The sequence below is a fragment of the Haliscomenobacter sp. genome, assembly GCF_040403615.1.
Classification (GTDB): Bacteria; Bacteroidota; Bacteroidia; order Chitinophagales; family Saprospiraceae; genus Haliscomenobacter.
On record NZ_JBBAKG010000135.1, the window covers coordinates 1 to 13,520 of the forward strand.

Below are 13,520 nucleotides of genomic sequence, written 5' to 3' on the forward strand. Positions count from 1 at the left end.
CTTCCTATTCAAAAGCCTCTCAAAAAATCGGGAAGTAATTTTTTGCGTCATACTTATGGTTGCTGTTGGTTAAAACTCAATTTTAAAAAACTCCACATTGTCCAATCCCCGGGCTTCCATAATGATTTTGGGGGAAGGAGTACTCCAATCAACCCTCATCACTCCGAAGCTGCGCTGGTTAACCAATGGTGAAACCCGGTATCGATTGGATTCTGTATTGGGGCTAGAGTAAGAATGCGTTAGTCCACTCGACGTAAAATCGTACAATGGATAGCCCAATCCAGGCAAGTCAATTTTGGAAACTTCTGAGATGTGGCGATCGCCGCTAATTAACACGGTTTTAGCAGGTTTCACCTTCACTAAAAGTTCAAAAAACCGCTTGCGAGCAGCCGGAAAGTTGGCCCATTTTTCAAAAGCATGTTCTTCGTGGATGTACTGAATACCACAACCGATGATATTGACTTGGGCAGTGCTGTTGCGCAATTCGTCCTCCAACCATTTCCATTGGGCTTCGCCCAGCATGTCGCCCGTTTCATTGATGAAATAACGGGGCGTTTTTGATGGATTGGGCACTAGTTCATCCCGAAAATACCGACCGTCCAGCAAAATGACTTTCACCTGGCGACCCACTGGCCCTATCGTGTAGGATTGATACCCTCCTTCTCTTTTCCAAACTGAATTGTTGGCGGGTACATCCAGGAATTTCAGCATCAAATCCTTACTCTGTTCTTTTTTCTGGTAGTTTTTGTCGCCATCGTTTTGACCATAATCGTGGTCATCCCAGATGCCAACAATAGAAGCTTGCTGGCGCAGTTTGATGTAATCTGGCTCGTTGAGTACTTTCTGGTACATGGTATTCATGAGCTCCATGTTGTCGGTATCCGCGTAGATGTTGTCGCCTAGCCAAACCCACAAATCGGGGGAATTGGACAGAATGGCTTTCCACATCGACTGATCTTTGTCTTGATTGTTGCAAGAGCCAAAAGTGAGTGTTGTTACCTGTTGCTTAAAGTCAACCGGGCGTGCCACACCACTTTTTGCAACTAGCTCAGCAGGAGCAGCAATTCCTTGAGCACCTATAGAAGTGACCAAGAATAGATTCAATAGGAGGGAGCAAAAATGTTTCATGAGCAGTGATCGTATGCTATTTTTGAGTAAACCATTGTAAAACAAAAAAAAAGTAGACCCAAGACGATAGTTTAAATCCGTTCAGCACTTGTCAAACAGTAAATTATCAGCGTTATTTACACACTTGTTGCAAAGGAAAAGGAGTAAGAAAACCCAATAGTGGCGAAGCTGGGGATTGTTATATGCTATTATTGCATTTAGGTTTTGCAAAGTTTTGCAAGTTAATCATCCTTTAGAATGAAGTCCGATTTTTACGTATTTCTGCTGTGTTTGTACGGTTTTTGGCAGCAGCACCTCGTTTTTTGGTATTTGGATTTTTACTGCAAACAAACACATGTAAATGGGTTATAATTCCGACGGATAGCGAAGGCCGATTTGTCTCCGAATTTCATCCAAAAGCTCCATTCTGCTCAGGGTAAATTCCAGGCTCAATGCAGGACTTTCTTTCAACCCAAGCGCCAAACAACGCATGACCTCCTGGGCTTCGTAAGTGTATCCATGCACCTGATTTTCAAACTGAAAAAATTCCGGTCTTTGGCCTTCCCGCAATAAACTCATGGAGGTTATCTCGTGAAAACGGGTATGGATGTGAATGGTGCCCGTTTCGCCATAAATGAAAGCTTCCGATTTGGTGCCCATCCGAATGGTAGTGTGCAGGTGTGACAAGGCCCCATTGGTGTGGCGCAAAATAATGGCCGTGTCTTCGTCTACTCCGGTGCTGCCCAGATAAGCCTTGGCGGTCACCTCCACTGGCATGCCCAAAACCAGCGTAGCCAAAAACAAGGGGTACACTCCAATGTCCAACAAGGCTCCGCCTCCCAATTCCGGGTTAAAAAGCCGACCAGCAGGATCAAATGGTGGTTTGAATCCAAAATCTGCTTTGACCCCCAGCACAGCGCCAATCTGGTTGTCGGCGATGAGTTGAAGCATCTTTTGGGTATTGGGTAAAAACCGCGTCCAAAAAGCCTCCATCAAAAAGGTTTGCTGCGTTTGTGCTTCCTGCACCATTTGCCGGGCTTCGGTAATGTTGAGGGAAAAAGGCTTTTCGCACAAAACCGGAATGTGATGAGACAAACAAAATAACGTATTTTCCTTGTGCAGGTTATTCGGGGTTGCAATGTACACCGCATCCAATTCGGGGCACTGGATGATGTCTTCATAACTGCCATAGCAATGGCTGGCGCCATATTGACGGCCAAACTCTACCGAGCGATCCATGTCACGAGAAGCTACTGCCGTAAGTTTAGCACCTGGCGTTTGGGCCAGATCGGAGGCAAATTTGTGCGCAATGCGCCCTAGGCCAATGATGCCCCAGTTGAATGTTTTGCTCATTAGAGTTGAAAAATTGAAGGGTTGAAAAGTTGGTCGCCTCGACTTCACTCGGTCACCGAGCGAAGTCGAGGTGCCCGGGCAAAGTAGAGGTGTCCAACTTTTCAACTATTTTTTAAACAAACGCAAAGCCGCTTCCGACATTGCCGCTACCCCGGTTTTGATGGTTGGTTCAGGTACGGGACAAAACCGGGAAGAATGCAATGACGGCAACTGAATTTCTCCTTTTGCTGCTTTTTCTGCCATCGATCCGTCTTGTGTGCCCAACCAAAACAAGAAGATAGGTACTTTCTCATCGGTACGACCAAACAGTGCAAAATCTTCTCCCGCCATCGAAGGTTCTACTTCCTGAATTTGCGGATCGCCAAAGGTAGCTTTAAAATGAGAAATGATGCGCTCGGTAAGGGCAGGATCGTTGTAAGTGGATGGTGTTTCTTCCGGACGCATGGTCAATTTTGGGAATTTACTCTCCGGCAAGCCTGCGGCAATGGCCTCTCCCCGGCAGATGCGGCCAATTTTTTCGATGGTATTTTTGCGCACCTGATCGGAATACGAGCGCATGGTGAGTTGCATTTGCACTTCATTGGGAATCACATTGCCCTTGGCGCCACCATGAATGGCACCTACCGTAACCACCGCGGGTTCCAAGGGAGATGTCTCCCGGCTCACGATGGTTTGTAAAGTAGTGATGATGCGCGCCGAAAGTACAATGGGATCAATGGTGGTTTGAGGATATGCCCCATGCCCACCTTGACCATAAACGGTAATGTCCATAAAGTCGACATTGGCCAGGGTGTATTCTTTGCGGTAACCAATCCGACCAGCCGCCAGCGTAGGACTAACATGGATGGCCAGGGCGTAATCGGGTTTTGGAAATTTGCTGTACAGTCCTTCTTTGAGCATCGCTTTGGCTCCGCCGCTGCGTTCTTCAGCGGGTTGACCCACCATGATTAGGGTTCCGCTCCATTTGCTTTTCAGTTTGGCCAAAGTACGTGCCGCTCCTGCCCAAACGGTCATGTGGATATCGTGGCCGCAAGCGTGCATTACGCCTACTGTGTTGCCGCTTTCGTCTTTGGTGGTGACTTTACTGGCATAAGCTTTTCCGGTTTCTTCTACTACGGGCAGGGCATCCATATCGGCACGGATGAGCACAGTAGGGCCAGGGCCGTTTTTTAAGATGCCTACAACGCCGGTACCTCCGAAGTTTTCAGTCACCTGAAAACCCGCTTGACGCAACTCTTCAGCCAGGCGTTTGGCCGTGTTGGTTTCGTAAAAAGAAAGCTCCGGATTTTGGTGGAGGTGGAGGTACAGTTTTTCCAGGTAGGGATAATCCTGGCTGCTGAGGTCTTTGGCTGTCTGCGCCATTAGAGAGGTGCAAAACAGGATACAGAGTATAATATAAATGGTATAGCGCATGGATGAAAATTTTCAGAGGGGCAAAATAAGGAAAAAGCAGGGGATTATATTTATCCACAGGAAGAGAACTGTGCCTGCCGGGGGCAATACTTCAATTGCTCAAATTTGGGGTGGTCAAAATGGGTACTTTTGGGCCAAAACTGAAAATTTGGGGTGGTCAAAATTGTGCAAAAGTGCCTTGATTTTCAAAAAATGTTTTTGCTAGATTGTCCCGAATCACTAACCCAATGAATCACTGTAAGTATGAGTTTCCTTAAAAATCGCGACCAACTAGCCCAAGAGTACGGCGTGAGCCGCCCTACGTTTTACCGCATGCTGGAAAGAGCTGGCATAGCACTCCCCGGCCGAGTACAACTTTCCCCAGCCGAATTGGAGATGGTGTACGAAAAACTAGGGAGGCCCCCTCAGGAAAATAAAAACAATACAAGTGCAAGAGGGGGGGGGGTAAAACTTGAAGGCCCTTTTGATCAAAATTACAAAGCGCACCTCACTGCAAAGTGGGGTGTTTTTTTGTAACACATCGAATTCGTTACAAACTTTTACACGTTTTTACAAACTTTTACAAAATGGGAATTTTGGGGGATGTAATTTTGTAATAGACAAAACGGGAAAACAATGTCTCAAGTAATCGACATCAACCCAAACAAACAGACGAATCGCGATGGCGTATGGGGGCTGCGCACCTGGGAAACCTTTGGGGTGTTGTGCTTTGTATCCTTACTGGTGTTTTTCATCCAGGATCAGGTGATCATGACCAAGGAGGTGTATTATCATTTGTTGGGTGAGCAACTAGATGTCGAGCGCATTGATGCTTTGCTGGGTTTACAGGCCAAGTGGAAGTGGATGGGATATGTGTTGATTCCAGTGGTGCTTTTACTCCAGATCGCCAGTATTGCGGCGTGTATGTTCATTGGAGCGATTTTGCTGGATTGGAAAATTTCCTACCGCAGTTTTTTCACGCTGGTGGTGCGAGCCATGACGGTGATTGCGGTTGGCAAAGTGTTACAAACCTTGATTTTGCTGCTTAGCAACATCCAAAGCCTGGAGGATATATATCGGGCGGATTGGTTTTCGCTGCTGGGCTGGCTGGGCAAGGAGAATATTCCGGAGTTGTTGCTTGTACCCGCAGGTTTTGTGAATGTGTTTGAGGTATTGTTCTGGGTGCTGCTGGTGGCGGGGGTGAGGCAAATGAGTGAACGGCGGCGTGGAGTGGGTTTTGTTGCAGGGACTTATGGAGTGGGAGTGGTGATGTGGTGTTTGTTTTTGGTGTATCTGCAGGTGAGTTTTGGCTCCTGATGGGAGTTTAGATAATATATCCCTTGATGCGCACAAGTGTGATATGTTCAAATTCATTTTAAACCATTAATTTTTAAGACATGAAAAAATTAGCTATCTGTGAACTGGAACAAGTGAGCGGAAGTGGTCCATGGGGTTGTGCAGCCTCGATTGTTGGCAGTGTTGCTGTTACCGCTGGTGCGGTTGCAGTTACTGGAGGTGCCGCTTTAGCTGGCTGGCTTCTTGCAAAAACTGCCGCAACCCTATGGATTGTTGATGCTTGCGACAAGAGGAATTGGTAATGTATTCCGCTTGAAGAAACTTTTGAGTAAAAAATGGAACCTGCGCAGAAAAGAGAACTTAAATTTTTTCATGTGCAGGTTTCCAATATAAGAAATAATGTTCAGAAAATACGCCGATTCGATTAATCTTTACACGTTTGTGTTGATTGCTTTAATCAGCATAGTTGTTAGTAGAGCCTTTGCTTGGCCAAAGACTAATGATTTAAACGACGTACTCACCATTTCGGTAATGCTCCATTTGTTTTGCTTGACCCAGTATTATTTGGTAACAATAAAAGAGGGTAACCCTTTCAAATACTATGGTGCTTTAAGAAACTTGCCTTACAGCAATCTTTCCTTGGCCATAAAAGATTGCCAGAGTTATCTTTTTTCTAAAAACCTATTAATTGTCGTTGCCTCTTTTTTGATTACTCTGGTTAGCTGTGAGGGCACTTGGATGATATATGCTTTCGCCGGAATAATGATACTGCTGAATCAAGTTTTTTTAGTTTTCATCGTAATATTTTTAAAAATTAAAATTTTGAAAAGGCAAAGTGATCAGGAAAAATTTTCGGCCTTTTATTTCATAATCATTGCAAGCATTATCCTCGCGAGTTTGCTTTGCAAAAAAATAGGCACAGGATTCATAGGATCTTTACTGCTCTATTCCCCATTTACGCTTATTCCCCATATTTGTTTCATTCCATCACATACGGGCTTATTTTTTATATTGTTTTCTGAACTATTTTACATCGGGCTGATTTTACTCTTAATCAAACAAACACAACATGCGTGAACTGTCGATGCTGATACACATTTACTTGCTGCTGATGCTAAGGAATGGTTATTGGCTTGTAATCTTGTTGGTGGACATGATGTGGATGGCTTGTTTTTTTCTTGAGCATTTTTTGGGTGAGGTTACTTTTTATTTTTGCATTTTAATTTTAATTTTTTTATCATTCATTGTGGTATTCAAGGCTGGTTTTCCCAAAAGAATTTTGTTGGAAAAACATTACCCTAGCCAATTCAGACAGTTGACTAAATACATGTATCCAGCGGAATGCATCTATCTGAGCATTTTGGGTGCTCATTACATGGTTATTGCATTTATAACGCTAGAAAAATCAAGCCATGGGAACTATTTTTAAGTTTTCAAACACATCGGTAAAAATAGGTAGTCAGCTCATTCTCGAAGCGATTTCCTTGGAAATCAAGGAAAAAGAAATCGTCGCGATTGTGGGTAATAATGGCGCTGGAAAAACCACATTACTGAGCTGTATGCTCCACATCATTCCTTTTTACAGCGGTGAAATTGAAATTTTTGGTATTCCCTTAACCAAGTCTCATCATGCTTATAAAAGTAGGGTTGGAGCTTTTTTGAACGATACTTTTTTATTGGAAGAGCTCAAGGTTGAGGAGTATTTGGCTTTTACCGGGAGATTCCAGGGCTTATCTAAGGAACAAGTCAAAACCCGTTCTTTGGAGCTGATGGACGTATTCGATGTTGGGAGTATGGCAAGCACTATGATCAAAAAATTGTCAAAAGGCAACTATGTCAAGGTTGGATTGATTGCGGCCATGTTGCACAATCCTGAATGCTTGATTTTAGATGAGCCTTTTGTACACCTGGACATGAATACCGTTGAAATTCTAAAAAAAGTAGTCCTAAACATGAAGGGGAAAAAAACCATCGTGATCACGTCTCATGACTTGGATGCTTTGGAAGGACTTGCAACTAGGTATATTGTTATGGATAAAGGAAAAATAATTCATGACATTGAAGCCGATAAACACGATTTTTTATCGATAAAAGAGCAAATCAAAAAGCAATTGGTTGAAAATGCAGACGCTAAGGCTGCTGCTATTTCTAAAATTGTTCAATGACTTGAAATTTTAAATAACTAGACTCTATGAACTGAAGGTGCATAAGGCAGAAGCGAGGGATTTTAGGGCTAAGGATCATCCTGTGGCTACACTTAATAACTTCACCTGAACCAAAGTCTTTACAACGCCCTATGAAATTGACCGCCCTTTCAATGTGGTGGACTTTCATCAGCATAAGGCATGGCTACTTAAAGTCGCGTTACACAGCGCTACGGACGAAAAAATAGCTCAAAAGCAGCTTTAAAAGGCCCGCTTCTGGCCGAGCAATCTTCTGTTCATAAAGTCTACTGAATAAGTCAAAATGCGAAACCTCAACCCACGCCCACTGCTCCTTTTCCTATTGGTCACCTTCCTCTCCGCAGTGATCTTCCTCCTGCTGCGCAAAACCATCGAAGCCCAGTCCAGGAAAGAGCAGGTCATAGCCAAAACCGCTCAGCGCCCCGCCAGGCTACCTTTCCAAGCCCTGGCTCACTTCAATTATCCCCCAGCCAAACAGTCCAGCATCATTTTCTACTTCCATCCCGAATGTGACCATTGCAGTTACGAAGCGGAAGCCATCCAAAAGCAACTGGAAGACTTCCGCTCCACCCAATTGATCTGGATCAGCGAAGCCGATAGCAGCAGCATTCGCCGTTTTGCGCAGCAGCATCAACTGGATCAAGTGCCCAACGTACACTGGATGAGCGACACTGCCAATGTGTTTGCGCGTAGCTTTGGCTCTGGCTCGGTGCCCTCGGTATGGATCTACGGCCAGGATGGCCAATTGTTGAAACACTACAAAGGCGAAACCAAACCCGCCGCATTGTTAAAATACTTGCATGATGAATCCAAAACTCGCCACTAAAGCCCACCAGCGCCAGCACGACCAAAGCGACTGCGGGCCAGCCTGTCTGCTCAGTGCCTTGCGCTACCATACCGCTACTGCTCCACTGGAGCGCCTGCGCGAATGGAGTGGCACGTCTACTCAAGGCACTACACTATTGGGATTGTTGCAAGCAGCCCAGCAAGTGGGTTTTGAGGCCGATGGCTATGAGGCGGATGTACCTAGCCTGCAAGACTGCGCCGATTTGTGCATTTTGCACGTCATCAAGGAGCAGCGGCTCCAGCATTTTATCCTTTGTTATGGCTGGGATGCCCAGCGTGGGGCTTTTTTGATCAGTGACCCTGCGGAGCCACACCCTACCTGGATGAGCCCAGAAGCCCTGCTGAACATCTGGCAAAGCAAGGCACTGCTCTTACTAAAACCTACCGAAAAATTACCCCAAGCCACGGCCCAACAATTCAACAAACGGCGCTGGTTTTGGAATCTGGTGCGCGAAGACGTACCTATACTGAGTATGGCGCTGGCGCTGGGACTTGTGGCCTCCATCCTGAGCTTGGCGTTGGCGCTGTTTTCTCAAAAACTGGTGGATCAAATCATTCCCCAGAAAGATGCCACCCGGCTGCTGCTCGGTACGGGGCTCTTGTTCTTTTTGTTGCTGGCCCGAGCGGGCATGGGCTTCATCCGGCAAATTTTGCTGCTGCGCCAAAGTCGGGAGATGAACCTGCGCCTCACGGGCAGTTTTTACCAAAGCCTGCTGCACTTGCCCAAGGCTTTTTTTGACAACCGCAAAACGGGCGACCTCATTGCCCGCCTCAACGATACCCAGCGCATCCAGCGCACTGTAGCCACCCTGGCGGGTAGTGCCTTGATTGATGTCTTGAGTTTACTCACCGCACTGGGCTTTCTATTTGTGTACAGTTGGCAAGTGGGTTTGGCCGCGCTGCTGTGGTTGCCGCTGTTTTTGGGGGTGGTATGGCGTTTTCACCAGCCCATTTTGCAACAACAACGCCAAACCATGGCCGCCTACGCCTTTACCGAAAGCCATTACATCGATACGATCCAGGGCGTGGGGGTGATCAAAATCGCCAATCGGCAGGATGTATTTGCACGCATTACGCAGGGCATTTTTGGCGTGTTTCAACAAACTTGGTACCAATTGGGGCTGACTGGAGCGCGTTTTGGACTGGTCGCCGAGGCCATTGGCACGCTGTTTTTGGCGGGTGTGATTGCCTGGGCAGGCTGGCAAACCTTGCAGGGTGGCCTGAGCACAGGTGGCTTGATCGCCTTACTACAAATGGCGGCGGCGCTGGTGGCAGCAGCTGCACAATTGTCGTCCGCGAATCTGCTACTACAAGAAGCCCGGGTGGCTTTTGACCGCATGTACGAGTTTGCTGCTTTGGATACTGAGTACGAACTGGAAGCAGAGCAACCAAGGGCTGGTATCCAGCAGTTTGAGGAATTGCGGGTGGAAAATCTGGCCTTTCGTTTTCCAGGTCGCAAACGTTTACTGGAAGACATCGACTTTCAGGTGCGCCGGGGAGAGTGGATCAGCATTCTGGGCGAAAGTGGTTGTGGCAAAAGTACGCTCTTGCAGATTTTACAAAAATTCTACCACGCTGAAGCAGGCCTAATCAAGGTGAATGGGCTGGATTTGGACTTGTTGGGCTACGAAAACTGGCGGGCTAAACTGGGCGTGGTGCCCCAGGAGATCAAACTGTTCAATGGCACTTTGCTGGACAATATTTTACTGGGCGAAGAGCTGAAAGACCCGGAGGCATTGCAGGCATTTTTTACGGCCTACGGATTTGATCCCTACTTCGCTCAATTTCCGAATGGTTACGCAACCCTACTGGGCGAGGAGGGCGTGAACCTCTCGGGGGGCCAAAAGCAGTTGGTTGCACTGGCGCGTGCCTTGTACCGCCAACCTGAGCTACTACTATTGGACGAACCCACCGCCGCACTGGATCGGGATACGGAGGGTTTTGTATTGCAATTGTTGACCCAACTGAAATCCCAAATGGGCATCATTGTACTGACCCATCGCCTGCGTACGGCTCGCGCTGCCGATCGGGTGTACGTGATTGAAGCAGGGCGAATTGGTGCGATGGGCGATCATGATAGGCTGTTGCTGAGTGACAATTTATACAGTCGGGCTTGGTATGATTTGGTGGGCGGGGAGGTAGTTTAGGTATGACCAAATAAGGAAGAAAATTTATCTCCTCGAATTTTGAACCTCTTTTTAAATTGCTGTCAGAATCGACGATTTATGCAAGTTCAAACTTTTGATACGACCCCCGCATTGGCCGAAGCTGCCAGCGACCACATCCTGCGCGCCATCCAGCAAAAACCGGATCTTTTGCTCTGCGCAGCTACGGGCAATACCCCTACCTTGAGTTACCAAAAGTTGGCAGAAAAAGCTGCAGCTGTTTCATTGGATCAATTGCGGCTGTTCAAGCTGGATGAGTGGGGCGGCGTACCGATGGAGCATTCCGGCACTTGTGAAACGTATTTGCAGGAGCATTTGATTGCCCCGTTACAAATCAGCAACGATCGGTATTTTTCCTTCTTCAGTAATCCAACTGACCCTGAACAAGAATGTGAGCGGATACAAAATCTACTGGAGCAACACGGCCCCATCGATTTGTGTATTCTAGGGTTGGGGGTCAACGGACACCTGGCCTTTAACGAACCAGCAGAATTTTTGCAGCCGCATTGCCATGTGGCACAACTGACTGATGCTTCTCTCGGGCACAGCATGGCGCAGGAAATGGATGTTGTAAACTTGTACGGCCTTACGCTAGGCATGAGCGATATCCTGGCCTCCCAGGAAATCCTGTTGCTGATTAGCGGAGCATCAAAAGTGGAGATCACAAGGCGGTTGCTGGAAGGAAAGATTAGTACTCAGTTGCCAGGGTCGTTTTTGTGGTTGCATCCGAAGGTGAGGGTTTTGGTGTGTTGATTACCTAATCCTTGAGCTTTACTTTTTTGAGTTGAATAAAGATCGTATCTAAATGATCAAAGTCCCGATCCATAGTGATTAGTTCAACTCCCAGGATTGATGCTGTGGCGGCAATCCAAAGGTCATTTTTACCCATGTTCCGAGGAGAAAAGGCTCCTTTGATCGCGGGATGCCATCCTTGGCTATAAGCATCTATCTCCGCATAACGTTTGATCACCGAATCGACATTAATTTCAGCAATCATTAAGCGAAGGAAAAAATCCTCGAGTCTAGTCAAGCGTTGCTCACCCCAGGCATTTTGCATTGCGATTGAACGCATCTCGCCCACACTGACAACAGAGACGATTAAGGTGTTTTCTGGCCGAAGCAATAGTAACTTTTGTTCAAGTTGGATGGATTCTTGAGCTTTTCGGAGATAAGTAAGTACAATATTCGTATCCAGCAAATAAACACTCATGACAACTGGGCTAATAAGTATTCTAAATCTTCCTGGATATCCAAATCATCAATGATGGAGTTTATTTCCTCTACCGGAAGTACATCATAATTGTGTTCCTTACGTAGGGATTCTACAGATATGTCTGAAATCATTGGCCTGAACATACCTGGGAATCGAGCATTCATGTCCAAGTATTGCAAATGAGCTTCTAATTCCGCTATATCTTTTTCATTTTTCAATGAAGTGATCTTTTCAATAAGCTCATATTTTCTATCATTAATCGTAGCTGTCATTCCAAAAATAATTTTAGTTCAGCAATGTATGTTTTTTTGCTGCTTTTTCCAAATGGATTTGTTTCATTTTTTCTCCTCTACATTAAAAAGCTCACTCACAATGATTCCGATGTACATGTCCATTGCACGCTCAACAATAGCGAGGCTAAACGGACCACACATAGGCCGGAATCAGCATAACAGTAAGGTAAACCAGCCCTTTCGGAACGATCCGTTTGGCATTGTGGGTTTGTTGGTTTGGAATGACGAGTGACGAACTCCTGCACTCCAGCTTCGCTCAGTGACCGGAGCGCCAAATTCGTCATTCGTTATTCGAAAAATTCATCACTCCAAAAATACGTCCAACCCCGTACACACAACTGTTCATATTCGGACACTCCATTCGCGAATCACCAGTACAATCTCTTCAAAAACAACTCCTTGCATATCTGGCACAGTTTATGGGTAAGAAGCATTGGCGGGTTCTCTTTTTGAACAAGCCGGTATTTTCCGTGTTACCACCCACAAAACTGCTCAACATGCTCAGCAATTTCCTCAAATTATCCATTCGGCGGCTGCGCCAAAACCGTTTTTTCAGCATCCTGCAAATTGGGGGACTGGCTCTGGGCATTGCTGCGGCATTGTTGTTGTGGACGTACATCAGTTCGGAATTGACCTTCAACCAATACCACGATAAAGTTGCGCAGTTGTACAGGGTGATCGTACTCGACAACAAAGGCGAAGCCACCGATTATACCCCTCCTGCGCTGGCACCCTGGCTCATGCGAGAATTTCCGGAGGTGAAGGAATATGCCCGCACCAACAGCAATGGAGCTGGGGTGGTTTCTTGTTTTGGCGCCAGCCTCAACACCGATAAGCCCCGCAATGCCTTTCGGGAAGAAGCAAGTCTGGCCTATACAGACGGTGGCCTGTTTCGCTTGTTCAGTTTTGAACCCAAAGCCGGAAAACTCAACATCGACCGCGCTCAGGAAGTAGCCATTTCTGCTTCTTATGCCCAGAAATACTTTGGCAACGACGATCCGCTGGGCATGACCCTCAAGCTGGACAACCAGTTTGGCGGCCTGCCCTACACCATCGTTGGCGTGTTTAAAGACATGCCCAGTACTTCTGATTATCGTTTCGACCTGATGTTTTCCTTGAAAACCCTCGAAAACCCGGCCAATCTGAACGGCAATGACTGGGCTTCGCTCGATACCTGGTACTCTTCCTCTTATGCTACTTTTGTGGAGTTGGAAAAAAATACGTCGCTGGCGACCCTCGAAAAAAAGGCCAATGTTGGTTTGGAAAAAATCTTTCCTGATCAGGATTTCGCCATCCGTTTTCAGCGTTTGGATCAAATGCACCTGGGGCGCAGCAACCAAGACCCCTACCCTACTTTTGGCAACCGCAGTTTGGTACTGGCACTTTCTGGCATTACTTTTCTGATCCTGTTCATTGCTTGGATCAATTATGTCAATATTTCCACCGCGCAAAGCCATCAGCAGGCTCAAAACGTGGGCATCCGCCGCACGGTTGGAGCTACCCGGGCTGAAGTTGCCGGGCAATATGCAGTCGATTCACTGCTGTTGATGGTGCTGGGCATCCTGTTCTCGATCCCGCTCATTTTGCTAATGCAACCTTATGTGTCAAACATGATCGGGCGCAACGTCAACCCTGTCGATCTGCTGAACAATTCCTATGCCTGGATTTTTGC

General features: G+C 46.6%; 14 protein-coding genes. 9 read left to right on the forward strand and 5 right to left on the reverse strand.

The genetic code is table 11. The features are described from left to right. Positions 1-69 precede the first annotated feature (69 nt). From ABW391_RS25860 to ABW391_RS25870, 3 genes are all read right to left on the reverse strand, one after another. Entirely contained in the window at positions 70-1,128 is a 1,059-nt protein-coding gene (locus ABW391_RS25860) for an alkaline phosphatase D family protein (protein ID WP_353484800.1), read from the reverse strand. A 345-nt stretch (positions 1,129-1,473) separates the two neighbouring features. Then, a complete protein-coding gene (locus ABW391_RS25865) occupies positions 1,474-2,460 on the reverse strand; it encodes a Gfo/Idh/MocA family protein (RefSeq protein ID WP_353484801.1) in 987 nt (328 codons plus the stop codon). A 105-nt stretch (positions 2,461-2,565) separates the two neighbouring features. Beyond that, positions 2,566-3,873, reverse strand: a complete 1,308-nt coding sequence (locus ABW391_RS25870; RefSeq protein WP_353484802.1) for an amidohydrolase — start codon at positions 3,871-3,873, stop codon at positions 2,566-2,568. A 243-nt stretch (positions 3,874-4,116) separates the two neighbouring features. Here ABW391_RS25870 and ABW391_RS25875 point away from each other — a divergent pair, with 243 nt between their 5' ends. From ABW391_RS25875 to ABW391_RS25910, 8 genes are all read left to right on the forward strand, one after another. After that, positions 4,117-4,389 carry a hypothetical protein gene (locus tag ABW391_RS25875; protein WP_353484803.1) on the forward strand — a complete coding sequence of 91 codons (273 nt, stop codon included), beginning with the start codon at positions 4,117-4,119 and terminating at the stop codon, positions 4,387-4,389. 99 nt (positions 4,390-4,488) lie between these two features. Further along, a complete protein-coding gene (locus ABW391_RS25880; RefSeq protein WP_353484804.1) occupies positions 4,489-5,169 on the forward strand; it encodes a hypothetical protein in 681 nt (226 codons plus the stop codon). 80 nt (positions 5,170-5,249) lie between these two features. Next, positions 5,250-5,450, forward strand: a complete 201-nt coding sequence (locus ABW391_RS25885; protein ID WP_353484805.1) for a hypothetical protein — start codon at positions 5,250-5,252, stop codon at positions 5,448-5,450. A gap of 97 nt (positions 5,451-5,547) precedes the next feature. Further along, entirely contained in the window at positions 5,548-6,225 is a 678-nt protein-coding gene (locus tag ABW391_RS25890; protein WP_353484806.1) for a hypothetical protein, read from the forward strand. A gap of 335 nt (positions 6,226-6,560) precedes the next feature. Beyond that, positions 6,561-7,313 carry an ABC transporter ATP-binding protein gene (locus ABW391_RS25895; RefSeq protein ID WP_353484807.1) on the forward strand — a complete coding sequence of 251 codons (753 nt, stop codon included), beginning with the start codon at positions 6,561-6,563 and terminating at the stop codon, positions 7,311-7,313. A gap of 301 nt (positions 7,314-7,614) precedes the next feature. After that, the gene (locus tag ABW391_RS25900) at positions 7,615-8,157 is read left to right on the forward strand and encodes a peroxiredoxin family protein (RefSeq protein ID WP_353484808.1); all 543 of its coding nucleotides are present in this window, start codon (positions 7,615-7,617) and stop codon (positions 8,155-8,157) included. Continuing rightward, complete coding sequence (locus ABW391_RS25905) at positions 8,135-10,324, forward strand: peptidase domain-containing ABC transporter (RefSeq protein ID WP_353484809.1); 2,190 nt, start codon at positions 8,135-8,137, stop codon at positions 10,322-10,324. The genes ABW391_RS25900 and ABW391_RS25905 overlap by 23 nt, the downstream gene beginning before the upstream one ends. A 78-nt stretch (positions 10,325-10,402) precedes the next feature. Then, entirely contained in the window at positions 10,403-11,095 is a 693-nt protein-coding gene (locus ABW391_RS25910) for a galactosamine-6-phosphate isomerase (RefSeq protein ID WP_353484810.1), read from the forward strand. Positions 11,096-11,099: 4 nt separating this feature from the next. Here ABW391_RS25910 and ABW391_RS25915 read toward each other — a convergent pair whose 3' ends face one another. Together ABW391_RS25915 and ABW391_RS25920 are read right to left on the reverse strand one after the other, a co-directional pair. Next, positions 11,100-11,552 carry a type II toxin-antitoxin system VapC family toxin gene (locus tag ABW391_RS25915; RefSeq protein WP_353484811.1) on the reverse strand — a complete coding sequence of 151 codons (453 nt, stop codon included), beginning with the start codon at positions 11,550-11,552 and terminating at the stop codon, positions 11,100-11,102. Next, a complete protein-coding gene (locus ABW391_RS25920; RefSeq protein WP_353484812.1) occupies positions 11,549-11,827 on the reverse strand; it encodes a hypothetical protein in 279 nt (92 codons plus the stop codon). Before ABW391_RS25920 ends, ABW391_RS25915 begins: the two co-directional genes overlap by 4 nt. Positions 11,828-12,345: 518 nt before the next feature. Between ABW391_RS25920 and ABW391_RS25925 the strand changes: the two genes are divergently transcribed. Further along, the coding region (locus tag ABW391_RS25925) for an ABC transporter permease (RefSeq protein ID WP_353484813.1) at positions 12,346-13,520 on the forward strand (1,175 nt) is incomplete at its 3' end.